The organism is Streptomyces sp. NBC_01622 (assembly GCF_045209635.1).
Classification (GTDB): domain Bacteria; phylum Actinomycetota; class Actinomycetes; order Streptomycetales; family Streptomycetaceae; genus Streptomyces.
This window is the reverse complement of record NZ_CP109293.1, coordinates 5,721,727-5,746,147: the sequence shown is the minus strand read 5'-3', so window position 1 is coordinate 5,746,147 and position 24,421 is coordinate 5,721,727. Positions and strand designations below refer to the sequence as shown.

The following is a 24,421-nucleotide window of genomic DNA, read 5'->3' as shown; positions in this document are numbered from 1 at the left end:
GTCCGTCCGATCCGTCCTTCCGACACCACCAACAGCAACACCCGCAAGGAGAAACCCCGATGAGCACCACCACCGCCGTAGCCCCGCTGACCATCCAGGATGCCGAAGCGCTCGTCGACCAGGCCAGCCGTGCCGCAGAGGGCGCCGGAGTCACGGTCAGCGTCACCGTGCTGGACGCGGGCGGTCATCTGCTCGCCTTCCGGCGCGACGACCGGGCCGTGCTGATCTCCGGGGAGACCAGCACCCGCAAGGCGTACACAGCGCTTCAGCTGAACGCCGCCACCGCCGACCTCGTCGACGCGGTCCAGCCCGGAGGCCTTTTCCACACCCTGCCGACGGCGCTCGACCGACCGCTGCTGTTCATCGCGGGCGGTCTCCCGGTGCACCGCGACGGCCGGCTGATCGGAGCGATCGGGGTCGGTGGCGGCGCGCCGTCGCAGGACCACGGTTTCGCCCAGGCCGCCCTCGAGGCACTCGTCTGACGTCTGAAGACGGCTGAAACGCCGGCTCTCGATCATGTCGGGAGCCGGCGTTCTCCATGCCCGGAGGTGTCAGCCGGCCGCGACCGTGAGGGGTGCGAACCGCCGTGTCCAGTCTCCGGGCAACTCCGCGATCCCGTACGTCATGACGGAGTTGGAGGCGCAGTACTCCAGGCCGCGTTCCTTCACCCAGGACAGCAGGTCTTCGTGGCGTGCGTCGATGTCGGTGCGCAGGGGACGGTCGGTGCGGGCGGCTAGTGAGCTGAGGAGAGCCTTCGCCGTCTCCGAGTCCTGTGCGATCAGCGGGCCCACGACCTGGGTGTCCATGTTGGGCCAGGCCGCCGCATACCCGATGATCCGGCCGTTGTCCTGCGCCACTCGCAACTGGTCGGCGAAGGCGGGTAGTCGTGTGATGAGGGGTGTGCGATCGGTGCCGAACACCTCCTCGTCAAGCCGGAGGATGCCGGTGAGGTCCTCGGCCGTGGCCGCACGGGTGGCGATCCGGGACTCGGGTCCGTCCGGCGTGAAATGGCCGCGCAGCATCTCGGCTCGACCCGTCACCTTGAAGCCGAGTTCTTCGTAGAGCGGGCGGCCGTTCGGAGTCGCGTGCAGGGTCAGTGGCGTGGGGCCCAGCACTGACAGCAGGTGGCGCATCAGCCGGCGCCCCACGCCCTGACGGGCATGGCGTTCGGCGACCAGGACCATGCCGATGGCGCTCAGATCCGGGCGGTCCTGCGGACCGTACTCCGTCACGACGCAGGCCGCGACGAGGCCGCCTTCCGGACTGTCGATGCCGTACCCCGTCCCCGCGCTGAGGAGGAAGCCCCACTTGTGTTCCTCGCGTGGCCACCCCCGGTCCTCGGAAAGGTCGGCGCAGGCGGTGCGATCGCGGAGCGTCAGTCGGCGGATGGGCAGAGCGGCGAGGGAATGAGTCGGCACGCAGGTCAGGCTGTCTGACTGCGTTGTCGCCGTCCACCCGTTTCTGGGGAGACGTACTTGCTTTTGGCCATGTCATGGCCGACTGTGCGACACCTCAGCCGAAGCCGGAAGTTTCACGTGAAACACCGACGAACGGCGAGCATCCGGCAGGCTCGCGGAAGGTGCCACAGTTCCGCCCACTAACCTCGTGGCCCATGGCGAGACTTCATCTCTTCGACCTCGACGGTACTTTGCTGCACGGAACCAGCGCGCCCCTGGAGATCTCACGTCAACTCGGTCTGGAAACCGAGACGGTGGCGCTTGAACAGGAGATCTCGGCCGGGCTGATCGGTCCGCCGGAGTATGCGACCCGCGTGTACGCGCTCTGGGCGGATCTCACGGAGGCGCATGTGGCGGCCGCCTTTGAAGCGGCCCCTTGGTTGGCGCGGATCCGCGAGGTCTGGGCCGAGATCAGGAGCGCCGGTGAATACTGCGCCGTCGTGTCGCTCTCGCCGTCCTTCTTTGTGGAGCGGCTCACGGGTTGGGGCGCTCACGCGGCACACGGATCGCTCTTCCCCGCCGTGCCCTTCACCGAGCCTTCGATGGACCTGGCCGGAGTCCTCAGTGCCCCGGCCAAGGTGGTGATCGCGGATCGGCTCTGTGAGGAGTTCGGGGTGACGAGGGCGGACTGTGTCGCCTATGGCGACTCGATGTCGGACAAGGATCTGTTCGGCGCCGTACCCGTCTCTGTCGCGGTGAACGCCGATCGACATCTGGCGGGCCTTGCCACCCACTCCTATGCGGGGCGGGATCTGTGGGATGCCTACGAATTGGTGCGAGGCGCCCGGTAGTTGGGGGAATTGATGGTTCGCACCTCCCCCTGTTCATGGGGGAGCCGGGCCGGACTTGTGCGTGCATCACGGGCCGGTATGGTCGACTCCGGTTCTTGTCCGCAGCGGGGCGCCGCAGGCGAGTACTGCGGGCAATGTCACATCTCGCCTTACTTGTCCGTACGCGGTGGGAATGTGGGTTGGATACGGCTGTATTGGCCGCTTGAGCGAACGGGGAAAGGCAAGCAGTCCGCGCGGAAAGCAGGCAGCTTCCGATGGGGGAAGCACGCCGACCGACCGAAAGATGTTCGAGGCGAGGCACACCATGGACGCTCCGACGACCACGTCGGCCGACAACGGCCCGTCCGGAGGCGGAAGCGGCAGCGGCGGAGGCGGCTGGTTCACGCCACGCAAGCAGCCGGAGGTGCCTCCGGGCGAAGAGCGGGCGACGACAGGGGGACGGCGTCCGGCCGTGATGCGACCGGTCCGCAGGTCCGCGGCCGGTGTCAACGAGCGCCCGCCCGCAGCCAGTTCGGAGCGGTCCGCCGAGGGTGCCGCGCCGGAGCCGGAAAGCCACGGTTCGCAGCAGGGCCTCCCGCCTGGTCAGGAGCGAATACCGTCGGCTGCGACCGCCCCACGGCCCTTCACCTCGGCCCAGCCTCTGTCGCCCGCGCCTCCGCAGCCCTTCGTTTCCGCTCAAGCCTTGTCTACGCCCCATCCGCAGCCCTTTGCTCCTGCTCAAACTTCGCCCCCCACGCCCTCGTCACCCGCCCCTCCTGACCAGGCTCCGCCCCCCACGCCTCCGGCACCCGCCATGCCGGCCCAGCGCCTGTCTCCCGCGTCCTCGTCGCCCTTCGCGCCCGCGCAGGTTCTGCCTCCCGAGCAGTCGGCTCCCGCACCCGTCCCGGCCCGCGCCGCGACCGGTTCGGCCGTCGTGCGTGTACCCGCCCAGCGGTCTTCCGGCATCGTCACCGAGAACGCCTCCCCGGACGCCGTACTCATTCGACGGACCATGGCCGAAGTCGCCCCCGTGGCCGACAAGGTCACCTCGTACTTCTACGCGTTGCTCTTCGTACGCCACCCCGAGCTGCGGTCGCTGTTCCCTGCGGCGATGGACACCCAGCGGGACCGGTTGCTCAAGGCGCTGCTCACCGCGGCCGAGCACATCGACAACACCGAGGTGCTCGTCGCGTATCTGCAGAACCTCGGCCGCGGGCACCGCAAGTACGGCACCCGGCCCGAGCACTACCCGGCCGTCGGCGAGTGCCTCATCGGTGCGCTGAACAAGTACGCTTCGGCCGTCTGGGGCGCCGAGACGGAGGCTGCCTGGGTCCGGGCGTACACGACGATCTCCCAGGTCATGATCGACGCGGCGGCTGCGGACGAACTGCGTGCCCCGGCCTGGTGGAACGCGGAGGTCGTCGCCCACGATCTCAGGACCCGGGACATCGCGGTCGTCACCGTCCGCCCCGACCAGCCCTACCCTTTCCTCGCCGGGCAGTACACGAGCCTGGAGACGCCCTGGTGGCCGCGTATCTGGCGGCACTACTCCTTCGCCTCGGCGCCCCGCTCGGACGGACTGCTGACCTTCCATGTGAAGGCCGTCCCGGCGGGCTGGGTCTCGAACGCGCTGGTGCACCGGGCCCGGCCCGGCGACATCATCCGGCTCGGTCCGTCGGCCGGCTCGATGACCGTGAACCACAGCACCGACAGCGGACTGCTCTGCCTGGGCGGTGGCACCGGTATAGCGCCGATCAAGGCACTGGTGGAGGACGTCGCCGAGCACGGCGAGCGGCGGTCGGTGGAGGTGTTCTACGGGGCCCGTACCGACCATGACCTCTATGACCTCGACACGATGCTCCGGCTCCAGCAGTCGTATCCGTGGCTCACGGTCCGGACGGTCGTCGACCAGCAGGCGCATCTCCAACTCCCGGACGCCATACGGACGTACGGGCCGTGGGGTGGGTACGACGCCTATGTCTCGGGCCCGCCCGGAATGATCCGCAGCGGTGTCGATGCTCTGAAGGACGTAGGTGTCCCGGCGGACCGCATACGGCACGACTCGGTCGAGGAACTGGTGGCCGCCGGGGACTGATCCGGCTCCCGGGGAGGTCAGCCGAGGTCAGGGGCATGCATCGCGCGGACGCCTTCGATGTTGCCGTCCAGATAGTGCCGCAGGGACAGCGGCACGAGATGGACGGACGCGATGCCTACCCGGGTGAACGGGACTCTGACGATCTCGTACTCGCCGAGGGGAGCGTCCACTTCGGGGCCGTGGCGCAGTGCCGGGTCCATGGACTCCAGGTGGCAGACGAAGAAGTGCTGGACCTTCACGCCGGTCGCTGTGGCGTCCGCCCCGATGTGCTCGACGGTGTCCACGAAGCAGGGAACCACGTCAGTGATCTTGGCGCCGAGTTCCTCGTGCACCTCGCGGTGCAGGGCATCGACGACGGTGGTGTCCTCGGGCTCGACCCCTCCACCGGGCGTGACCCAGTAGGGATCCACACCGGGCTTGGTGCGCTTGATCAGGATCAGGTCGTCGCCGTCGAGGAGGACGGCACGTGCGGTGCGCTTGACCACGGGTCGGACGGTCATGGGAGAAATGTGGCCCGGCTGGTTCCACGTGAAACATCGCGAAACGTCACCTTGGTGGTTCAGAGCGTGACATTCGGCGCCGTCGAGACGAAGCGACGACAAAGTCCCTGGTCAGCCCCATCCGGTGGCCGCGCGGTGCAGCCACTCGTGGGCTCGGGCGATGTGCGGCATCGCGAGAGTTCCGGTGCGTACGACCAGGAAATACGTCCGCAGCGGTGGCACCGCCGGTTCGTGTAGCGGGACGACCTCACCGCGCTCCAGTGCGGGGACGCACAGATAGCGGGGCAGCACCGCGAGTCCGGCGCCCGCGCTGGCGCAGGCGAGCACCGCCCGCAGGTCCGGCACGATGACGGTGCCCGAGGCGGCCGGGCGGGAGTCGAAGACGGACGCCCAGTACCGGGAGACGAAGGGTAGCGACTCGTGGACCTCGATCAGGGGGAGGTCGTCCAGAGTGGGTGCGTCCTTGGGATCGAGGTTCGCGGAGCCGATCTGCTCGGCCCAGCGTGGAGCGGCGACGAGGGTGTGTTCCTCGTCGCAGAGCGTTGTCGCCGTGAGCAGGGCGCCTCGTGGACGGGCCGTGCTGATGGCCAGATCGTGATGTCCGGCGGCCAGTCCCTCCAGAGTTTCCTCGGCGTTCCCGAAGGACGCGCGCAGTGCGAAGGGCTGGCCGTCGTCGCCGGTCAGCTCCGTGAGCGCGGGCAGCGCCCGCTCGGCGGTGAACTCGGGGGGTCCGGCGAGGTGCAGGGTGCGCAAGGAGGAGTCGTTGTCGGGGCCGGTCTCGGCTATCTCCACGAGGGCGTCGAGATGCGGCGCGGCCTTGTGCGCGAGTTCGTCGCCCATGGTCGTGGGGGTGACTCCACGGGCCTGGCGAAGGAACAAGGGGCGGCCCAACTGCCGCTCCAGGGTGCGGATCTGGGACGTCACCGCGGGCTGGGAGAGACCGAGCAGGGCTGCGGCGCGGGTGAAGGAGCCGGCCCGGTGCACGGTCACGAAGGTGCGCAGCAAGGCCAGATCCATGGCACGCATTCTCCTTTCCCCGCCCTTCTTCCGGCCCCGGGCAGGGCCCAACTATAAATAAGTCGATAGGTCTCTGTCGCTACTGTGATTGGACACTGACACAGAGTCAACTAGCCTTGTGCGCGCGGTTCTTCGCGCGCAGAACCGAGGACGGTCCGAGCCACGAGGGGGGAGGCTCGGACCGTCCGTTGTGCGTAGCCGGACACCGACCGGCGGTACGTAAAGCGGTCACCGCGCCGACTCGTCCAGCGCACGCAGCACATCGGCCACCAGGTCCTCGGGATCCTCGGCGCCCACCGAGAACCGAACGAAGCCCTCCGGCACCGCGTCCCCTCCCCAGCGTCCCCGGCGTTCGGCGGTGGACCGCACCCCGCCGAAACTCGTCGCGTCGTCCACGAGCCGCAGCGCGTCGAGAAAACGCTCGGCACGCGCGCGCGTGGGCAACGTGAACGAAACCACACACCCGTAGCGCCGCATCTGCCGCGAGGCGACCTTGTGCGAGGGATCGTCGGGCAGCCCCGGATAACGCAGCCCCGTCACCTCGTCCCGCCCCCGCAGGGCCTCGGCGAGGATCAGCGCGGTGGCGTCCTGCCGGTCCACGCGCAACTGGAGCGTGGCGATCGAGCGGTGCGCGAGCCAGGCCTCCATGGGCCCGGGAATCGCGCCGACGACCTTGCGCCAGCGGCGTACGGCGGTCATCGCGGAGGCGTCGGTTCCGGAGACGTAGCCGAGAAGGAGGTCCCCGTGCCCGGTGAGCTGCTTGGTGCCGCTCGCCACGGCGAAGTCGGCGCCGAGTTCCAGCGGGCGCTGTCCCAGGGGTGTGGCGAGGGTGTTGTCGACGGCCACGAGGGCGCCACGCGCGTGTGCCGCCTCGACGAGCCGACGGATGTCGCACACGTCGAGTCCGGGGTTCGAGGGGGTCTCGAGCCACAGCAGTTTCGCGCCGTCGAGAAGGTCGAGCTGGGCGTCCTCGCCGGTCGGCGCGGTGCGCACCCCGATGCCGTACGCCTCCAACTGGGCGCGCACCAGGGGCAGCACCTGGTAGCCGTCGTTCGGCAGTACGACCGTGTCGCCGGCGCGCAGTTGGGAGAAGAGCACCGACGAGATGGCCGCCATGCCGGAGGCGAACACGAGCGTCTCGACAGCGCTCCGCCCGGGTGCCTCCAACTCGCCGATGGCGCGCTCCAGGTGGGTCCAGGTCGGATTGTCGTCACGGCCGTAGCTGTACGGGCCCGTCACCTCGCCCGGGAGGTGGAAGTGCGCGGCGAACACCGGGCCGGGCAGGGTCGGTTCGTGCCTGACCGGCTCGGGCAGACCCGCCCGCACCGCGAGCGTGCCGTCCCCGGCGCCGTCTCGAACACCCTCGTCTGCGGCGGAATCACTCATGTCGCTCGTCCTTCCACTTCCTCGCGTACCGCGGCGAGCAGGCCCTCGCTCGCCGCCTCCACCATCTCAAGACACTCCTCGAAGCCGTCCAGACCCCCGTAGTACGGGTCCGGTACGTCGAGGTCGTAGCCGGCGGCGGGGTCGTAGGAGCGCAGCAGATGGACCTTCTGGGCGTCATGCTCGGCCGGGGCGAGGCGGCGCAGGGCCTTGCGATGGCCGCCGTCGAGGGCGATGACGAGGTCGAGGCGGGAGAACCAGGAGGCCTGGAACTGGCGTGCGACATGGTCGGTCCCGTAGCCGTGCTCCGCCAGGACGGCGACGGCGCGCGGGTCGGCGCCGTCGCCCTCGTGCCAGCCGCCGGTGCCCGCGCTCTCGACCTCGACCCGATCGCCGAGCCCGGCCTCCTCCACCCGCGCGCGGAAGACCGATTCGGCTATCGGGGAGCGGCAGATGTTGCCGGTGCAGACGAAACTGACGCGGTAGGTCATCGCGCGCTCAGTCCCCGTCGGGGAGGGCGAGGTTGAGCGCCCAGGAGACGACCGAGATGATCAGGCCGCCCAGGACGGCGGTCCAGAAGCCGTCGACGTGGAAACTCAGGTCGAGCTTGTCGGCCAGCCACGAGGTGAGCAGCAGCATCAGCGCGTTGACCACCAGGGTGATCAGACCGAGCGTCAGGATGAACAGCGGGAAGGTCAGCAACTTGACGATCGGCTTCACGAGGAAGTTCACCAGGCCGAAGACCATGGCGACGAGGAGCAGGGTCCAGACCTTCTTGAAGGTGCTGTCGCCGGTCAGGGTGATCTTGTCGAGCAGCCATACGGCGACTGCAAGGGCGCCCGCGTTGGCGATCGTCTTGACTAGAAAATTCTTCATGTGTCTGATCGTGGCAGAAGAGATCGACTCCGAGCGTGGACGAGGGCGATGAAGGCATTCCGGTTGGATGAACTGGAGGCGGAGCGTGCCGCCAACGACGGTGCATACCTGCAGTTCCTGCGCGAGAAGAACATGTCGGTCGGCCTCTACGCGCTCGACGCGGGCGATCACGACCGGCAGCAGCCGCACAACCAGGACGAGGTGTACTTCGTCGTGAGCGGCCGTGCCGCGATCACCGTCGGCATGGAGACCACCCAGGTGGCGCGCGGCAGCGTCGTCTATGTGCCGGCCGGGGTGGCCCACAAGTTCCACCACATCAGCGAGGACTTGCGGGTGCTGGTGGTGTTCTCGCCGCCGGAGGCCTGACCCTCCCCCGGAAGCCTGACCCGCGTCTCAGGGTTCCCTAGGGGAACGGTCAGGGGAGGACAAGGGATGCGAGGCCCCCGTTCTGTCTTCGGCCGACCTAGCATCGAGTGCAGGACATCAGAGGTCCGGCACAGCAGTGCCGGACACCGACAGGACCCGGTGCGAACGACGGGCGGAGAGGTAAAGGACGAGGGCGATGCGAGAGATATTCGGCGGACTGCCGTGGTGGGTGAAGTGGGTCGCGGTGCCGGTCATCGCCCTGGTCGTGTTCGGCGGGCTGATAGCGACCGTCGTGGGCTTTGTCATCGGACTGCTCTTCAAGGCGCTGGTCTTCGTGGCGCTGGTCGGCGGACTGATCTACGTCGTACGGAAGTTCACGGCGGGTTCCTCCTCACGCAGCGACTGGTGAGGCCCTGCGGGGCAACCGGTGATCGGTAACAGGAATCACCGGTTCCCTCGGGCGAGGGAAGTTTTCCGGACAGGCCGTCTGCGGGCGGTGGCGGGCGGTTACAGTCCGGAATTCGACGCGGGGACGAACCCCGCGGGCGGCGCACCCCCTCCCCGTGTTCCCCGCACGGGCTGCCCCCTCGCGCTCCGGAAGTGACCCTTGGCCACGGTTGACACCGCACCCGTAGAACCGCACGCACCTCCCACCCAGCCCGGCCCGCCGACATGGCCGAGTTCAGTGGCGATCCCCGCACAGCTGCGCCCCGTGGCGGCCCCGCCGCGACAGCGCTCCGCGACAGCCCCCGAGCAGCAGCCCCAGCCCGCCGCCACCCTCATCGGCTCGGTGCAGCGGGCGATGCGGCTGCTGGAGTCCGTCGCCGCGCACGAACACGGAGCCCCCGCAAAGCAGTTGGCCCGCGAGACCGGCCTCGCGCTTCCCACGGCGTACCACCTGCTGCGCACCCTCGTGCACGAGGGCTATCTCCGCCGGGACAAAGGGCTGTTCTTCCTCGGCGAAGCGGCCGAGAGGCTGAGCAGCAGCGGGGCGCAGGAGAAACGTCGCAGCACGCTCGTGGACGCGCTGGCGGCCTGGCGGGATTCGATCGGTGTGCCGGTCTACTACGCGATGTACCGCGACGGTGAGATCGAGGTCATGTGCGTCTCCGACAGCCCCGGCAGCCCGGCGGTCGAGGAGTGGGCCGACTTCCGTGAGACGGGGCACGCGCATGCGATCGGCCAGTGCCTGCTGGCCCAGTTGGACGAGGACGCCCGGCGCGACCACCTCGACCGCTACCCCGCGCAGTCCCTCACGCCGTACACCGTGCGGGACGGTCACGCCCTGCTGCGGCGCCTGGACCGGATGCGGCGGATGGAGCTGGTGGTGGAGCGTCAGGAGTACGCGCTGGGGACGGTCTGCGCGGCGATTCCGATCACGCTCGGCAGCACGGCCGCCACGATGGCCATTTCTCTCCCCTCGCATCAGGCGGATCGTCTGCCGGCCGCTGCCCGGGAGTTGCAGACCGAGGTAGGCAGGCTCCTGGGGTCGCTCGCGCTCTCTATCAGTATCTGAAAACTTACTCCTTGTGATCTGTTGTGCACGTTCAGCAATATTCCTTCAGTGTCACGGGGATCATTCCCGGCCAGTCGGCGGCAATTGACGGGATAGGCGATGCGCGAGTCCGTACAGGCAGAGGTCATGATGAGCTTCCTCGTCTCCGAGGAGCTCTCCTTCCGTATCCCGGTCGAACTGGGCTACGAGACGTGCGATCCGTACGCCGTACGGCTGACCTTCCATTTGCCGGGGGATGCCCCGGTGACCTGGGCCTTCGGCCGGGAGCTGCTGATCGACGGGGTGGGCCGGGCGTCCGGGGACGGCGATGTGCGGATCGAGCCCGTCGATCCCGAGACGCTGGGCGAAGTGTTGATCAGGCTTCAGGTGGGCGGCGACCAGGCGCTGTTCCGCACCCGCGCGGCCCCGCTCGTGGCGTTCCTCGACCGCACCGACCTGCTGGTTCCGCTCGGTCAGGAGGGTGCGCTCGCGGATTTCGACGCCCACCTCGACGAGGCACTGGACCGCATCCTGGCGGAGGAGCAGAGCGCCGGCTGAAGCGTTGCTACGGCGGCGGGGAGAGTTGGCGTAACGCTTCACCACGGGGCCCGAGGCCCCTGGAGGCATCTGTGGAGCCCTGAAAGGCCTGCGAGGCCGAGAGGTCCGGGTGCGGTCCGGGAAGCCCGGGAGGAGCCCTGGAGTCGCAGGAACGCTTCTGTGTGGCTCCGTGCGGCGGTTCTCGCCGTCCTCAGTGCTTGCGGCGTCGGCCCTTCCCGCCGCGCGCCGGCGCCGGCTTGGCACCGGGCGCTGCCGCGGGCCCGGCACCCGGCGCCGCCGTGGCCGCCGCCGCAACCCCCGCGGGAGCTGTTTCGCGTCCCGGTCGGTCCGCCGAGACCACCAGGGCCGCGAGCGCGGTGGTGACCGGTACCGAGGCGACCAGGCCGATCGAGCCCACAAGCGTGCGTACGATCTCCTCGGCGACCAACTCGCTGTTGGCGACCGACCCCACGCTGCTCTGCGCGATGGAGAAGAGCAGCAGCAACGGCAGGGCGGCGCCCGCGTAGGCGAGGACGAGCGTGTTGACCACGGACGCGATGTGGTCGCGGCCGATCCGGATACCAGCGCGGTACAGCCCGCGCCAGCCCATCGACGGGTTGGCCTCGTGCAGTTCCCAGACCGCCGAGGTCTGCGTGACCGTCACATCGTCGAGCACACCGAGCGAACCGATGATGACGCCGGCGAGCAGCAGGCCGCTCATGTCGATCGACGGATACAGCCCGTGGATCAGGCCCGTGTTGTCGTCCGTGTTGCCGGTCAGCGCGGCCCAGCCGATGAACACCGAACCCAGGACGCCGATCAGGACCAGCGACATCAGCGTGCCGAGCACCGCCACGGACGTACGGGCCGACAGTCCGTGGCACATGTAGAGGGCGATCAGCATGATGGCGCTCGATCCGACCACCGCCACGATCAGCGGGTTCGAGCCGTGCAGGATTGCGGGCAGGATGAAGAAGTTGAGGATCATGAAGCTGATGGCCAGCGCGATCAGTGCCATGACGCCGCGCAGCCGGCCCACCACCACGACGGCCAGCGCGAAGATGCCGGCGAGCAGCGCCATGGGGAACTTACGGTTCACATCGGTGACCGAGTACTGCAGATCCCTGGGCGCGGAGGGCTCGTACGCGACCACGACCTTCTCGCCCTGATGCAACTGCCGTGACTGGTCGGGCTGCACGATCTCCGTGAACGTACGGCCCTTGTCCTTGCCGGTGCTGACCGTGACCGTGGCCTTCTTGCAGGTGCCGCCCGCCTCCTGCTGTGCCGAGGAGCCCTCGGCCGTGGAGGTGTCCCCGGTCGCGCCCCCGCCCGAGGCGTTCACCGAGGCGCAGCTCACGCTGACGACCTTGGTGACCGTCGCCTGCTGCGTCTGCCGGTCGAAGCCGACGCCGGTGCGCTTGTGCGACGGTGCGCCGCCGGGCCACAGCACCACCATGCCGACCACGACCGCGACCGTGAACGGGATCAGGATCGCCGCGATGACCTTCCGGAGGTGACGGGAGACGGGGGCGGCCGGGCCGTGACTGTGCGAGTGACCGTGTCCACCACCCGCGCCGGAACCGTGCCCGCCGTCCCCGCCGGAGCTGTCGTCGTCCCCGGACCCGGAGCCATGGTCGCCATCGGAACCGTGGCCGTGGTCATGGCCATGCGGCGGCCCGGTCGGCGGGTACGGGGGCTGCTGCGTCGTGGTCACCGCCCGATCATCGCAAGAACGCCGGAGGCCCACTGTTCACCGCGCCACATATGACGCTAGCGTGGAGGCACCTTTGCACACGCGGGAGCTCGGAGCACCGGGCTGAGAGGGCGCTGACCTCCGTCTCTGCGATGTTTCACGGGAAACGTCACCTGTATCGAGTGATGTTTCACATGAAACATCGGCTGACGGAAGCCGCTGCGTCGACCGCCGAACCTGTTACCGGGTAATGCCGGCGTAGGGAGTAGGTCTCATGACCAACAAGGACGTACGCACGCCTGCCTTCAGCCAGGACGAACAGCCCATTCCGGGCGAGGAGTTCGCACGGGCCGGGCAGCCGACGGGGGTCGAGGAGTCCTCTGCGGCCGGGAAGTCCGCCGGCTGGCACAAGGGGTATGTCGAGGGCTCGCGCCCCGATCTGCGGGTGCCGGTCCGTCAGGTACACCTCACCAACGGGCAGTCCGTGACGCTGTACGACACCTCAGGCCCGTACACCGATCCGCTCGTCGACACCGACGTCCGCAGGGGACTGGCGCCGCTGCGGGAGAACTGGATCATCGCCCGGGGCGACACCGAGGAGTACGCGGGCCGTCCCGTCCGCCCCGAGGACGACGGAATCAAGCACACGTCACCGCGCGGTGGACTCCGTAACCTCGACGCGGTGTTCCCGGGCCGCCCCCGGCAACCGCGCCGTGGACGTGAGGGTACGGCGGTGACTCAACTCGCCTACGCGCGACGGGGCGAGATCACGCCCGAGATGGAGTTCGTGGCCGTACGGGAGAAGGTCTCGCCCGAGGTGGTCCGGGAGGAGATCGCGGCGGGGCGTGCGGTGCTGCCGGCCAACGTCAACCACCCGGAGATCGAGCCGATGATCATCGGCAAGCGGTTCCTGGTGAAGGTCAACGCCAACATCGGCAATTCCGCGGTCACTTCCTCCATCGAGGAGGAGGTCGAGAAGATGACCTGGGCGACCCGCTGGGGCGCCGACACGGTCATGGACCTGTCCACCGGCCGCAACATCCACACCACCCGCGAGTGGGTGCTGCGCAACTCCCCCGTCCCCATCGGCACCGTGCCGCTCTACCAGGCGCTCGAAAAGGTCGACGGCCGTGCCGAGGAGCTGACCTGGGAGATCTACAAGGACACGGTCGTCGAACAGGCCGAACAGGGCGTGGACTACATGACCGTCCACGCGGGCGTGCGGCTGCCGTTCGTACCGCTGACGGCGAACCGCAAGACCGGCATCGTCTCGCGCGGCGGCTCGATCATGGCGGCCTGGTGCCTGGCGCACCACAAGGAATCGTTCCTCTACGAGAACTTCGAGGAGCTCTGCGAGATCCTCGCCGCCTACGACGTCACCTACTCGCTGGGCGACGGTCTGCGCCCCGGATCGATCGCGGACGCCAACGACGAGGCGCAGTTCGCCGAGTTGAGGACTCTCGGGGAACTCAACACGATCGCGAAGCGTTTCAACGTACAGACCATGATCGAGGGCCCGGGACATGTCCCGATGCACAAGATCAAGGAGAACATCGACCTTCAGCAGGAGATCTGTGATGAAGCTCCGTTCTATACGCTCGGCCCGCTGACGACGGACGTCGCGCCTGCGTACGACCACATCACTTCCGGCATCGGTGCCGCGATGATCGCCTGGTGGGGCACGGCCATGCTCTGCTATGTCACGCCCAAGGAGCACTTGGGCCTGCCCAACCGTGACGACGTCAAGACCGGCGTCATCACCTACAAGATCGCCGCCCACGCAGCCGACCTCGCCAAGGGGCACCCAGGTGCACAGGAGTGGGACGACGCGCTGTCCGACGCCCGCTTCGAGTTCCGCTGGGAGGACCAGTTCAACCTGGCCCTCGATCCGGTCACGGCTCGGGAGTTCCACGACGAGACACTGCCGGCGGAGCCGGCCAAAACGGCGCACTTCTGCTCGATGTGCGGGCCGAAGTTCTGCTCGATGAAGATCTCCCAGGACATCCGCCGCGAACACGGCGGTACCAAGGCGGAGGTCGAGGAGGGCATGGCGCGGAAGTCGAAGGAGTTCGCGGCGGCGGGCAACCGGGTGTACCTGCCGATCGCCGACTGACGACGACCGGCTGGGTCGGACACGGCCTAGCTCTTCGGTGAGCCCTTGGCAGGCTTGTCGCACAGGGTGTGGTCGACCAGCGTGCCTGTCGCGCGGTTGAGGGCGGCGAGGTCCGGCGGCGCGGTGGTGGTCGTGATGGAGACGGTCACCGCGCGCCTGCCGTCGGCGCTCACCGCGGGACGGGTGTTGACGCCCGCACCGTCGCCCTCGTGGGTGTAGTAGAAACCGCCGCAGGAGAGCGGGATCTTTCGCAGGCCGAGGCCGTAGGTGCCCTCGGGCATCTCGGCCACGTCCTCCGGGTCGTCGGTCCGTTCCACGGTCTGCCGCATCTCGCGCCACTGCGCGGCGGGGAGCAGCCTGCCGCCGGCCAGGGCCCGGAAGAAGGTGTTCAGGTCGGCGGTGGTGCTCACCACACCGGAGTCCGCGGTGTGCTGGAAGCTGTGGTCGGTGACGTCGAGACGCTTGCCTTCGGCGGTCGTCAGATACGCGTTCACGTGCGGGTCGGGCAGGAACGGGTCGAGCCCGGGGACGGAGGTGTTGCGCAGTCCGAGCTTCGCGATGATCCGGTGAGCGACCAGGTCCTGCCAGCTCGCGCAACCGGCCTTCTCGGCGATCATCCCGGCCAGCAGGTAGTTGGTGTTGGAGTACGCCCACCGGGTGGCCCCGCCCGGCTGCGGCACGAAGAGCGGGCGGTGCTTCATCGCGACGGCGACCAGGTCGGCCGCCGGGGTGGTGTCGTAGCGGTTCTCGTCGAAGTGGTTGATCAGGCGGTCCTGGATCTCCGGGTCGTCGATGTAGTCGTAGAGGCCGCTGGTCTGGCGGAGCAGGTCGCGGACGGTGATGCGGGTGCCGTCGTTGCCGTTGCCCGTGACGACTCCCGGCAGCCAGTGCTCGACGGTGTCGTCGAGCGACAGCCGCTTCTCCGCCACGAGTTGGAGGACGACGGTCGCCACGAACGTCTTCGTCGTGCTCGCCACACGGAAGTGCGCGTTCCAGGGGATCGGGGCCGTGGAGTCGGCCGTGCGGGTGCCGATGCGGGCCATGAGCGGTGCGCCGTTCGGTACGTCGACCCTGGCCAGCCCGTTCACATCGCCGCCTCCGGCCTTCCGTACGGCTGCCAGGTCGCGCTGGAGCATGGCCTGGCCGTACACGTGGGAGGGGTGGTCCGGCGCCGGGTGTCCGGTGGTGGCGGTCGCGGCCATGGGTGAGCCCAGTGCGAGCAACGCCGCTGCCAGCAGGGCGGCGCCGGTCTTCCTCGATGACGGCATCTGCATGTCCGAATCCCCCGTTGCTCCTGGTCCTGATCGGTGACGATCACCAGCCAACCGGATCGAGGTGCGGGGGAGGATGGGGCTGTCCACCGAGTGCGGGGTGGACATAACCCCCCTGCGAACCTCGGGTTCGTCCCCGTCGGGCCCCGGTGGGGAACGAGCGGGCCGAGCCGGTCACGGCACGAGGACGAGCTTGCCCGTGGTGCGCTTGGCCTCGATGGCGCGGTGGGCCTCGGCGGCTTCGGCCAGCGGATAGGTGCGCTCGACGGAGACCCGGAGCCGACCTGCCTCGACGCGTTCGGTGACCTGCTTCAGCAGGGCTCCGGAGGGCTCGGCCGTGACCCACGTGTAGCGCAGGCCCCGGGCGGCGGCCTGCTGTTCGTCCGTCCCCGGGTCGATCGACGCGCCGACGAGCAGACCGTCCGGCCGGAGCACGTCGAGGGACTGCGGGCCATAGGAACCGCCGACCAGGTCCAGGACCGCGTCCACCGGGGCGACGGCGGTCCGGAAGTCGGTGGTGGTGTAGTCGATCAGCTCGTCGGCGCCCAGCTCGCGCAGGAAGCCGTGGTGGGCGGTGCGGGCGGTGCCGATGACGTACGCCCCGAGTTCCTTGGCGAGTTGGACGGCGACGTGCCCGACGCCACCCGCCGCCGCGTGGATCAGCACCCGGTCGCCGGGCCCGACCCGCGCCAGCACGGCCAGGGCCTGCCAGGCGGTGACCGCGACCAGGGGTACGGCCCCCGCGTGCGCGAGATCGAGGTTCTTGGGCGCGGGCGCCAGCGCGTCGGCCGGTACGGCGGTGAACTCGGCGTACGCGCCCCGCGGGGTGACGGACAGCATGCCGTACACCTCGTCGCCCGGCGCGAACCGTGTCACGCCCTCGCCGACCCGCTCGACGACACCGGCCACGTCGTTGCCCGGTGTCCACGGCAGGGGGACCAGCTCCGGCACCCGGCCGGACCGCAGCACCGCGTCGCCCGGGTTGACGCCGGCGCCGGCGACCCGCAGGAGCACCTCGCCGGGGCCGGGCCCGGGGACGTCGGTCTCGACGTAGGTGAGCGTCTCGGGGCCGCCGAACACGGATTGGACGATGGCGTGCATACGGGCGGACATCCGGACTCCTCGTCAACAGGGCGTGGTGCGTGGCGCGTTCCATGCTCGGCCGGGCGACGACCCTGCGGAAGAGGGCACTTCTCTGATACCGAGGTTCCTCATGGATACCGGCTTCGACCTGAGGAAATACGGCGGCGTGGACATCTTCCTGCGCGACTGCCCCACCCGTGCCGTACTGGAGCTGATCGCGGGCAAGTGGACCATGCTGGTGCTGGTGGCCCTGGAGGACGGCCGGACCATGCGGTTCGCCGAACTGCGGCGACGGCTGGACGGCGTCACGCCGAAGGTGCTGACGCAGACCCTGCGAGCGCTGGAGCGCGAGGGGCTGCTGATCCGCACGGTGTACCCGACCGTGCCACCGCGCGTGGAGTACCGGCTGACCGAACTGGGCCAGGAAGTCGGCGGGTTGGTGCAGAGCATCACCGTCTGGGCGCAGACGAACGTCACCGCCATGCGCGCGGCGCGGGAGGAGTTCGACGGGCGCGACGAGCAGCGAGGTCCGTGACCGGGTCTTCGGCTTGCGCTCCCCTGGGTGGGGGCGCAAGCCGAGGGGCTACTCCGGCTGGTGTTCGGGCCCCCCGAAGTCCGGGCTGGAGAAGTCCGGGCTGCTGAAGCTCGGGCGGTGCCCCGGCTCCGGGCCGTCGTCGGGGCTCGAGAAGCCCGGGCGGTCGTAGCCGAGGTGCGGCATGCGACTCGGTGCCGAGGGTGTCGTACGGCGTAGGGCCGCCGTGCCCGGGGCCGCGAGCGCCTCCTGGAGGAACGGCAGGATGCCGCGTTCCAGAAGGGCGTCGTGCCAGGCTTCCCTGGCCCGGGCCACCTCACCGCCCGACTCGCCGTAGGGGTCGGCGTCGAACGTCGGCCGGTTACGCAGGGCCGTGAGGAGCAGGCCGACGGCGGCGACGAGGATCGCCGCGGCGGTCATGGCGCCGAACACCCAGCCGGCGGTGAGCATGGTCTGCGCGAACGCGGGCTCGGGGGTGAGCATCTTGAGGATGTAGCCCACGAGCAGGAATATCGCCGCGGCCGTGCCGGCGAGGACGGGGGTGAGGACGGCGGCGACGGCGACGGCACCCGCACCCTCGGCAGCCTCCCCCAGGGTGGTGGCGAGCCCCATCGCGCCCACGCCGCCCGGCTCCGCGGAGCCGGTCTCGTGGACGGACGACGGGGTGGACGACGCCGGCTGGCGCAGTTCCTCGCGGACCTTCACGTAGTGCTGGTACTCGGTCGCCGCGGCCGCCGTGATGAGTGCGGTGGCGTTCAGCGCCATGGTGCGCAGCTGTTCGGGGTTGAGCCGCTTACCTACAGCGGCCAGTTCCGGGCGGGTAGGGGCGGAGCGCAGCGCCTCGTCGAGGATCCGCTCGTACTCCTGGCGGTCCTCGCTGTGCAGGTGCTGCGGAACGCTGTTCATGTGCATCCCCCGATGCTCCGTAGGGCTTGGGGCTCGCATGCCAACGAGCCGTCGGGCAGAAACGGAGGGGAGCCTGCTACGGATAAGCCGATGGTAGAGCGGCGACGGCACACGGTGACAGGGGGTTTCCAGAAATTGGCCCCTGGCCAGCGTTGTCGTCCGCCGGTCCTCCGAGGGGGACGTCTGCCCGCTAAACGCTCAGATATCCAACGGCAGTTGCTGGACCAGCAGTTTTCCGGCCATGGTCACTCCGCCGTCCATCGCGATGGCGAGTCCCTCGGCGTAGACGTGCGGTCCCTCGACCACGGGACTGGCGGTGTCCTCGCCGTCCTCGGAGCCGACGTCGCCCAGGAGGTACGGAATCGGGCTGTGGCCGTGCACGATCCGGGTCCCGCCGTACATGTCGAGCAATGAGCGGACATGTTCGGCACCACCCTCGTCGCGGAAGGAGAAGCGCTTGGTGAACTTGCGGAACACGTCCCACACCTCGTCCGCGTCGTTGCGGGTGAGGGTCTCGCGGACGTTGTCGTTGACCGCCTCGATCGAGTCGCCGTAGTCGAGGTAGGCGGTGGTGTCGGAGTGGACGAGGAGGTGCCCGTCGACCTCCTCCATGGCGTCCAGGCGGGCCATCCACTGCAGGTGGACGTCCTGGAGGCGGTCCATGTCGGTCTTCTGGCCGCCGTTGAGCAACCAGGCCGCCTGGAAGGTGGCGGTGCCCGCGCCGGAGTTGACGGGGGTGTCGCCGAACCGCTTGGCGCCGAGCAGCAGCAGCTCGTGGTTGCCCATGAGGGCCTTGCAGTAGCCGCCGGCCGCGGCGGCCTCGGCGGACAGCCGCATCACCAGATCGATGACGCCGATGCCGTCCGGGCCGCGGTCGGTGAAGTCGCCGAGGAACCACAGCCGCGCGGTGCCCGCGCACCAGCTGCCGGCCGCGTCGATCAGGCCCTTCTCCCGCAATGCGGCCACCAGTTCGTCGAGGTAGCCGTGCACATCCCCTACGACGAACAGCGGACCGGGGCCCTCCGTCTGCCGCGGGATCCCCACCGACGCCGGGTCTACCGCGACCTGAACCGTGTCACCCCGATTGATGACCGGCAGATCGCGCTGAGTCGGCGTGTACCCGTCGGGAGAGGCCTCGTCAAAGGCCTCCTCGTCGGGTCGTACGGCGCCGCCGGGCTGCGCGCTGTCGGCGTACGGACCGGTCTCGTGGACGTATGCCGGCACCCGGAAGTCGCGCAACGTCGCCGTGCGCTCCACCTCGGGTCCCTGACCGGCCCCCTGAGTCATCGACCCCTCCACCATCACGCCGCGTCTGCACCGCGTCGGACTGCCTGGTCGCAGCGGCCCGCGGTGTCGTGGGCCCATCATAGGAATGCGGATCGCGCCGTGTGATGACCCAGGGGTGGTGAATCAGAGCAGGACTCTGGCTCACCGTGGCTTTCGCCCCGATTGGGCAGGGCTTCGACCACTCGACCAGCACCCGAGGGACGATCGGTTCCCGCCGGAAGGGCGGCTGGATTTCGCCGGTGTGATGTGCCGTACTCCACCTCCGACTTCGGTACGGCCGCCGGCCGCCGGCCGTCAGCCGGTCGGTAGTCGACTCCGGTGCCGGGTGGCTGCCTGGGGACACAGGGTCGGGCGGTACGGCCCGGACGGCGCCGGCGGGAGTCCCGGCACCGTCCGGCCCGTACTGGAGCCCGAGGGAAGCGCCCGGGCACCGCCCGCCCGCCACTCCGCCCCGAGAGAGGCCCGGCACCGCACCAAGCGCCTCGCGGAGCCCGTCACGGCGTCCTCCCCCAACCGCCCCACCCCTCACCGTGCGGGCCGCGAGCAAGGGCCCAGCTACGACCCCGCCCGCCACTGCACAGACCCCGAGCAGTCCTCGGCACGGGGCAAGCGGACCCACCGGACGGTGAAGCCACCGACTCGACGGGACAGCCCCACCGCCCGACCCCCCTACTTCCCCTCCGGCGACCGGGGCGGACTGACCGTCGTCCGTGGTGGGCGTCGCTGGGACGACGTACGGATGATCAGTTCGGTCGGTATCACCTGCTCGACCGGCAGATCCGAATTGACCCCTTCGATGGCGTCGATGAGGAGCTGCACCACAGCCGTGCCGATGCGGCGCGGCTTCAGGGAGAGCGTGGTGATCGGCGGCTCGGTGTTGGCGTACACCGTGGACTCGCTGCAGCACACCAGCAGCAGATCCTCCGGCACCCGCATCCCGTAGCGGCGCGCGGCGGCCAGCAGATCCGTGCCGTTGGGGTCGAACAGGCCGTAGACCGCGTCGGGCCGGTCGGGCCGGGCGAGCAATCGGTCGGCGGCGACGGCACCCGCGCACGGATCGTGCGCCGGATAGGACTCGTACACCGGATCCTGGCCCACCCGCTCGCACCAACGCAGGTATGCGGTGGTCGAGAGGTGTGTGTACGTGTCCGTGCTCGTGCCCGTGAGCAGGCCGATCCGGCGGGCGCCGGCGGCGGCCAGGTGGTCGAGGATGCCGAGGACGGCGGCCTCGTGGTCGTTGTCGACCCAGGCGGTCACCGGGAGCGAGCCGGCCGGGCGGCCGTCGGAGACGACCGGTAAACCCTGCCGGACGAGCTCGCTGACCACCGGGTCCTGGTCGGACGGGTCGATGACGACCGTGCCGTCCAGGGCGACGTTCGACCACACGTCGTGGCGCGAGGTCGCCGGAAGGATCACGAGGGCGTAGCCGCGGGCGAGCGCGGCCGAGGTGGCGGCGCGCGCCATCTCGGCGAAGTACGCGAATTCGGTGAAGGTGAAAGGTTCATCCCCGTACGTCGTGACGGTCAGGCCGATGAGGCCCGATTTCCCGGTACGGAGCGTGCGAGCCGCCGCGGAGGGCCGATAGCCCAGCCGGTCGGCCACTTCGCGGACATGGCGTCGGGTGGCGTCCGGGAGCCGGCCCTTGCCGTTGAGGGCGTCGGAGACGGTCGTGATGGAGACTCCGGCCGCGGCGGCCACGTCTCTGATTCCCGCCCGGCCCGGCCGGCTTCCTCGACGAGAGGTTTCCGCGCGGCTCACCTGGTGCTTCCCTGCTGCTGTCATGGCGAGCCGATAGTAGGGCTCATGCGGTGGGGTAGTGCGGACGCATATGCACGCGTTGACAGGCACGTTTCTGCAAGGTCAGAAGGGGTCAACTGCCTTAGAAACAAAGTCAGTTAAACGCTTCGATGGCATTACGTGACTTGTCGGCGCGCATGGGCCTGCCAAGTCCCCGATGTTTCGAAGAGGTCTCAACTCACCTGCACGAGGGATGCGCGCCACGGCGTGAGCTACCGGCGCATAGATATATGTACAGCGCGCCCCCGGTTCGTGCGTCTTCGTACGGTGTTGCCCCTGATGCGGATGTGACCTGTGAGGCGGTCCTGGCCGACGTCCGGAGGCCGCTCACCCGGACGCGATCTGTACGCGGCGGCGTCGAATCCTCATAAGGTGAGCAGTATTGAAATCCGGTGGTGGTCACAAGGAGGACTGCGGTGAGCGAGACGAGCCCCAAGCTGCGCGCCGAGCTGGAGGGTATCCCCACCTACAAGCCGGGCAAGCCCGCCGCGGCGGACGGTCCGGTGGCCTACAAGCTGTCCTCCAACGAGAACCCGTACCCGCCGCTGCCCGGTGTCATGGAGAGCGTGACGGCGGCCGCCGCCTCCTTCAACCGCTACCCGGACATGGCCTGCACCGGTCTGATGAACGAACTGGCGGAACGGTTCGGCGTCCCCGTCTCCCACCTGGCCACCGGCACCGGCTCGGTCGGCGTCGCCCAGCAGCTGATCCAGGCGACCGCAGGACCCGGCGACGAGGTCATGTACGCCTGGCGCTCCTTCGAGGCGTACCCGATCATCACGCGGATCAGCGGTGCCACGGCCGTGCAGGTGCCGCTGACCCCTGGCGATGTGCACGACCTCGACGCGATGGCCGACGCCATCACCGACCAGACCCGGCTGATCTTCGTCTGCAACCCCAACAACCCGACGGGCACGGTCGTACGGCGGGCCGAGCTGGAGCGCTTCCTGGACCGGGTGCCCGGCGATGTGCTGGTCGTACTGGACGAGGCGTACCGCGAGTTCATCCGGGACATGGAGGTGCCGGACGGCGTCCAGCTCTACCGCGACCGGCCGAACGTCTGCGTCCTGCGGACCTTCTCCAAGGCGTACGGCCTCGCCGGGCTGCGGGTCGGCTTCGCGATCGCGCACGAGCCGGTGGCCGCGGCGCTGCGCAAGACGGCGGTGCCGTTCGGGGTGAGTCAGCTCGCGCAGGACGCGGCGGTCGCCTCGCTGCGCGCGGAGGACGAACTGCTGGGCCGGGTCGGCTCGTTGGTGGCCGAGCGCACCCGCGTGGTCGACACGCTGCGCGCTCAGGGCTGGACGGTTCCCGAGACCCAGGCGAACTTCGTGTGGCTGCGGCTGGGGGAGCGTACGGTCGATTTCGCCGAGGTGTGCGACCGGGCGGGCGTGGTGGTGCGGCCGTTCGCGGGCGAGGGTGTGCGGATCACGGTCGGGGAGACCGAGGCCAACGACATCTTCCTGCGGGTGGCGGCCGAGTTCCGCAAGGAGCTCTAGCGGTCGCCGGCGGGATCGTTCGTAACGAGTGACGTCAGGGGGGTTGCCTTATGGGGACCCCCCTCCGTAATGGGACCCCCCTTCGTCGGTCGAAAATCGGTACGCCATAATAGCTTGTGAATGTGAACGCGTTCACAAGCGTGTCCCAGTTCGTCCCGTGATGTGTGTGACAAAAGGGGCAAGCTGCCGCTGTACCACGGCGACATAAGGAGACCGACGACGTGGAAATGGCTCTGGCGCCAGAGACACTGGCGCGATGGCAGTTCGGCATCACCACCGTCTACCACTTCCTGTTCGTCCCCCTGACGATCTCGCTCGCCGCTCTCACGGCCGGGCTGCAGACCGCGTGGGTGCGCACGGAGAAGGAGAAGTACCTCAGGGCCACCAAGTTCTGGGGCAAGCTCTTCCTGATCAACATCGCCATGGGCGTCGTCACGGGCATCGTGCAGGAGTTCCAGTTCGGCATGAACTGGTCCGCCTATTCGCGGTTCGTCGGCGACATCTTCGGTGCCCCGCTCGCCTTCGAGGCGTTGATCGCGTTCTTCTTCGAGTCCACCTTCATCGGCCTGTGGATCTTCGGCTGGGACAAGCTGCCCAAGCGGATCCACCTGGCCTGCATCTGGATGGTCTCGATCGGCACGATCCTCTCGGCGTACTTCATCCTCGCGGCCAACTCGTGGATGCAGCACCCTGTCGGCTACAAGATCAACAAAGCCAAGGGCCGTGCCGAACTCACCGACTTCTGGCACGTGCTGACCCAGAACACCGCGCTCGCGCAGGCCTTCCACACGCTCTCCGCGTCCTTCCTGACCGGCGGCGCCTTCATGGTCGGCATCGCCGCGTTCCACCTGTTCCGCAAGAAGCACATCTCCGTGATGAAGAGCTCGCTGCGGCTCGGCCTGATCACCGTTACCATCGCCGGTCTGCTCACCGCCGTCAGCGGCGACACCCTCGGCAAGGTCATGTTCAAGCAGCAGCCGATGAAGATGGCTGCCGCCGAGGCCCTGTGGGACGGCCAGGACTCCGCGCCGTTCTCGATCTTCGCCTACGGCGACGTCAGCAAGGGCCACAACACCGTCGAGCTCTCGATCCCCGGGATACTGTCGTTCCTCGCCGACGACGACTTCAGTTCGTACGTCCCCGGCATCAACGACACCAACAAGGCCGAGCAGGCCAAGTACGGTCCCGGCGACTACCGGCCCATCATCCCCGTCACCTTCTGGGCGTTCCGCTGGATGATCGGCTTCGGCATGGCGTCCTTCGCCGTCGGCCTGGCCGGACTCTGGCTGACCCGCAAGAAGTTCATGCTGCCCCAGCATCTGCGGGTCGGCGACGACGAGGTCCCGAACGTGGTCCTCTTCAAGAAGAAGGCCCTCGGCCCGAAGCTCACCAGGCTCTACTGGCTGGTGTCCATCTGGACCCTCGGCTTCCCCCTCATCGCCAACTCCTGGGGCTGGATCTTCACGGAGATGGGCCGCCAGCCCTGGGTCGTCTACGGCCTCTTCCAGACCCGTGACGCGGTCTCCCCCAGCGTCTCCCAGGGTGAGGTCCTCACCTCGATGATCGTCTTCACCTCGCTCTACGCGATCCTCGCCGTCATCGAGGTCAAGCTGCTCGTGAAGTACGTCAAGGCCGGCCCGCCCGAACTCACCGAGGCCGACCTCAACCCGCCCACGAAGATCGGCGGCGACTCCCAGGACGCCGACAAGCCGATGGCCTTCTCGTACTAGGCCGAGGGAGCTGCAAC

23 protein-coding genes and 1 riboswitch are annotated in these 24,421 nt (G+C 69.0%); of the genes, 11 read left to right on the top strand and 12 right to left on the bottom strand.

From position 1 onward, the window contains the following. Nucleotides 1-59 precede the first annotated feature (59 nt). Entirely contained in the window at nt 60-482 is a 423-nt protein-coding gene (locus OH768_RS26360; protein ID WP_406457549.1) for a heme-binding protein, read from the top strand. A 69-nt stretch (nt 483-551) separates the two neighbouring features. Here the strand turns inward: OH768_RS26360 and OH768_RS26355 are convergent, their stop codons facing one another. Beyond that, nucleotides 552-1,418 (bottom strand): GNAT family N-acetyltransferase, encoded by an 867-nt coding sequence (locus OH768_RS26355; protein ID WP_406457547.1) that lies wholly within the window; start codon nt 1,416-1,418, stop codon nt 552-554. A 194-nt stretch (nt 1,419-1,612) separates the two neighbouring features. On the opposite strand from OH768_RS26355, the gene OH768_RS26350 reads away from it, so the two are divergent. After that, entirely contained in the window at nt 1,613-2,248 is a 636-nt protein-coding gene (locus OH768_RS26350) for an HAD family hydrolase (RefSeq protein WP_406457545.1), read from the top strand. 283 nt (nt 2,249-2,531) lie between these two features. After that, nucleotides 2,532-4,322 (top strand): globin domain-containing protein, encoded by a 1,791-nt coding sequence (locus OH768_RS26345; protein WP_406457543.1) that lies wholly within the window; start codon nt 2,532-2,534, stop codon nt 4,320-4,322. Between the two features lie 17 nt (nt 4,323-4,339). Here OH768_RS26345 and OH768_RS26340 read toward each other — a convergent pair whose 3' ends face one another. From OH768_RS26340 to OH768_RS26320, 5 genes are all read right to left on the bottom strand, one after another. Further along, a complete protein-coding gene (locus tag OH768_RS26340; protein ID WP_019073392.1) occupies nt 4,340-4,822 on the bottom strand; it encodes an NUDIX domain-containing protein in 483 nt (160 codons plus the stop codon). A 111-nt stretch (nt 4,823-4,933) separates the two neighbouring features. Continuing rightward, nucleotides 4,934-5,839 (bottom strand): LysR family transcriptional regulator, encoded by a 906-nt coding sequence (locus OH768_RS26335; RefSeq protein WP_406457540.1) that lies wholly within the window; start codon nt 5,837-5,839, stop codon nt 4,934-4,936. Nucleotides 5,840-6,067: 228 nt separating this feature from the next. Then, the gene (locus tag OH768_RS26330; protein WP_406457538.1) at nt 6,068-7,225 is read right to left on the bottom strand and encodes a cystathionine gamma-lyase; all 1,158 of its coding nucleotides are present in this window, start codon (nt 7,223-7,225) and stop codon (nt 6,068-6,070) included. Then, entirely contained in the window at nt 7,222-7,713 is a 492-nt protein-coding gene (locus OH768_RS26325) for a low molecular weight protein-tyrosine-phosphatase (RefSeq protein WP_406457536.1), read from the bottom strand. Before OH768_RS26325 ends, OH768_RS26330 begins: the two co-directional genes overlap by 4 nt. A 7-nt stretch (nt 7,714-7,720) precedes the next feature. Next, nucleotides 7,721-8,098 carry a phage holin family protein gene (locus tag OH768_RS26320; RefSeq protein WP_406457534.1) on the bottom strand — a complete coding sequence of 126 codons (378 nt, stop codon included), beginning with the start codon at nt 8,096-8,098 and terminating at the stop codon, nt 7,721-7,723. Between the two features lie 48 nt (nt 8,099-8,146). On the opposite strand from OH768_RS26320, the gene OH768_RS26315 reads away from it, so the two are divergent. The 4 genes from OH768_RS26315 to OH768_RS26300 all read left to right on the top strand — a co-directional run bounded on the left by OH768_RS26315 (nt 8,147) and on the right by OH768_RS26300 (nt 10,517). Further along, nucleotides 8,147-8,464, top strand: a complete 318-nt coding sequence (locus OH768_RS26315; protein ID WP_019073397.1) for a cupin domain-containing protein — start codon at nt 8,147-8,149, stop codon at nt 8,462-8,464. Nucleotides 8,465-8,660: 196 nt separating this feature from the next. Further along, on the top strand, nt 8,661-8,873 hold the full coding sequence (locus OH768_RS26310) for a DUF5326 family protein (RefSeq protein ID WP_093627959.1): 213 nt from the start codon (nt 8,661-8,663) through the stop codon (nt 8,871-8,873). 303 nt (nt 8,874-9,176) lie between these two features. Then, complete coding sequence (locus OH768_RS26305) at nt 9,177-9,980, top strand: IclR family transcriptional regulator (RefSeq protein ID WP_406465449.1); 804 nt, start codon at nt 9,177-9,179, stop codon at nt 9,978-9,980. A 99-nt stretch (nt 9,981-10,079) separates the two neighbouring features. Next, nucleotides 10,080-10,517: an SsgA family sporulation/cell division regulator gene (locus OH768_RS26300; protein WP_406457531.1), complete on the top strand. Its 438-nt coding sequence runs from the start codon at nt 10,080-10,082 to the stop codon at nt 10,515-10,517. Nucleotides 10,518-10,707: 190 nt separating this feature from the next. Here the strand turns inward: OH768_RS26300 and OH768_RS26295 are convergent, their stop codons facing one another. Continuing rightward, nucleotides 10,708-12,210, bottom strand: a complete 1,503-nt coding sequence (locus OH768_RS26295) for a YibE/F family protein (protein WP_406457529.1) — start codon at nt 12,208-12,210, stop codon at nt 10,708-10,710. 71 nt (nt 12,211-12,281) lie between these two features. Then, a riboswitch (TPP riboswitch) is annotated at nt 12,282-12,471 on the top strand. Between OH768_RS26295 and thiC the strand changes: the two genes are divergently transcribed. Next, the gene (thiC, locus tag OH768_RS26290; protein ID WP_406457527.1) at nt 12,464-14,302 is read left to right on the top strand and encodes a phosphomethylpyrimidine synthase ThiC; all 1,839 of its coding nucleotides are present in this window, start codon (nt 12,464-12,466) and stop codon (nt 14,300-14,302) included. Its footprint overlaps the riboswitch before it by 8 nt. 26 nt (nt 14,303-14,328) lie before the next feature. Here thiC and OH768_RS26285 read toward each other — a convergent pair whose 3' ends face one another. Both OH768_RS26285 and OH768_RS26280 read right to left on the bottom strand, forming a co-directional pair. Then, nucleotides 14,329-15,576 carry a serine hydrolase domain-containing protein gene (locus OH768_RS26285; protein WP_406457525.1) on the bottom strand — a complete coding sequence of 416 codons (1,248 nt, stop codon included), beginning with the start codon at nt 15,574-15,576 and terminating at the stop codon, nt 14,329-14,331. Nucleotides 15,577-15,747: 171 nt separating this feature from the next. Beyond that, entirely contained in the window at nt 15,748-16,686 is a 939-nt protein-coding gene (locus OH768_RS26280) for an NADP-dependent oxidoreductase (protein WP_406457523.1), read from the bottom strand. A gap of 100 nt (nt 16,687-16,786) precedes the next feature. Between OH768_RS26280 and OH768_RS26275 the strand changes: the two genes are divergently transcribed. Next, nucleotides 16,787-17,191: a winged helix-turn-helix transcriptional regulator gene (locus OH768_RS26275; protein ID WP_406457521.1), complete on the top strand. Its 405-nt coding sequence runs from the start codon at nt 16,787-16,789 to the stop codon at nt 17,189-17,191. 48 nt (nt 17,192-17,239) lie between these two features. Here the strand turns inward: OH768_RS26275 and OH768_RS26270 are convergent, their stop codons facing one another. From OH768_RS26270 to OH768_RS26260, 3 genes are all read right to left on the bottom strand, one after another. After that, entirely contained in the window at nt 17,240-18,100 is an 861-nt protein-coding gene (locus OH768_RS26270; protein WP_406457519.1) for a hypothetical protein, read from the bottom strand. A 192-nt stretch (nt 18,101-18,292) separates the two neighbouring features. Then, nucleotides 18,293-19,396, bottom strand: coding sequence for a metallophosphoesterase (locus OH768_RS26265; RefSeq protein ID WP_406457517.1), 1,104 nt, complete (start codon nt 19,394-19,396; stop codon nt 18,293-18,295). A gap of 654 nt (nt 19,397-20,050) precedes the next feature. After that, nucleotides 20,051-21,163: a LacI family DNA-binding transcriptional regulator gene (locus OH768_RS26260; RefSeq protein ID WP_406457515.1), complete on the bottom strand. Its 1,113-nt coding sequence runs from the start codon at nt 21,161-21,163 to the stop codon at nt 20,051-20,053. A gap of 431 nt (nt 21,164-21,594) precedes the next feature. On the opposite strand from OH768_RS26260, the gene hisC reads away from it, so the two are divergent. Continuing rightward, nucleotides 21,595-22,674 (top strand): histidinol-phosphate transaminase, encoded by a 1,080-nt coding sequence (hisC, locus tag OH768_RS26255; protein WP_406457513.1) that lies wholly within the window; start codon nt 21,595-21,597, stop codon nt 22,672-22,674. Nucleotides 22,675-22,895: 221 nt separating this feature from the next. Continuing rightward, on the top strand, nt 22,896-24,404 hold the full coding sequence (locus OH768_RS26250; protein WP_406457511.1) for a cytochrome ubiquinol oxidase subunit I: 1,509 nt from the start codon (nt 22,896-22,898) through the stop codon (nt 24,402-24,404). Nucleotides 24,405-24,421 lie beyond the last annotated feature (17 nt).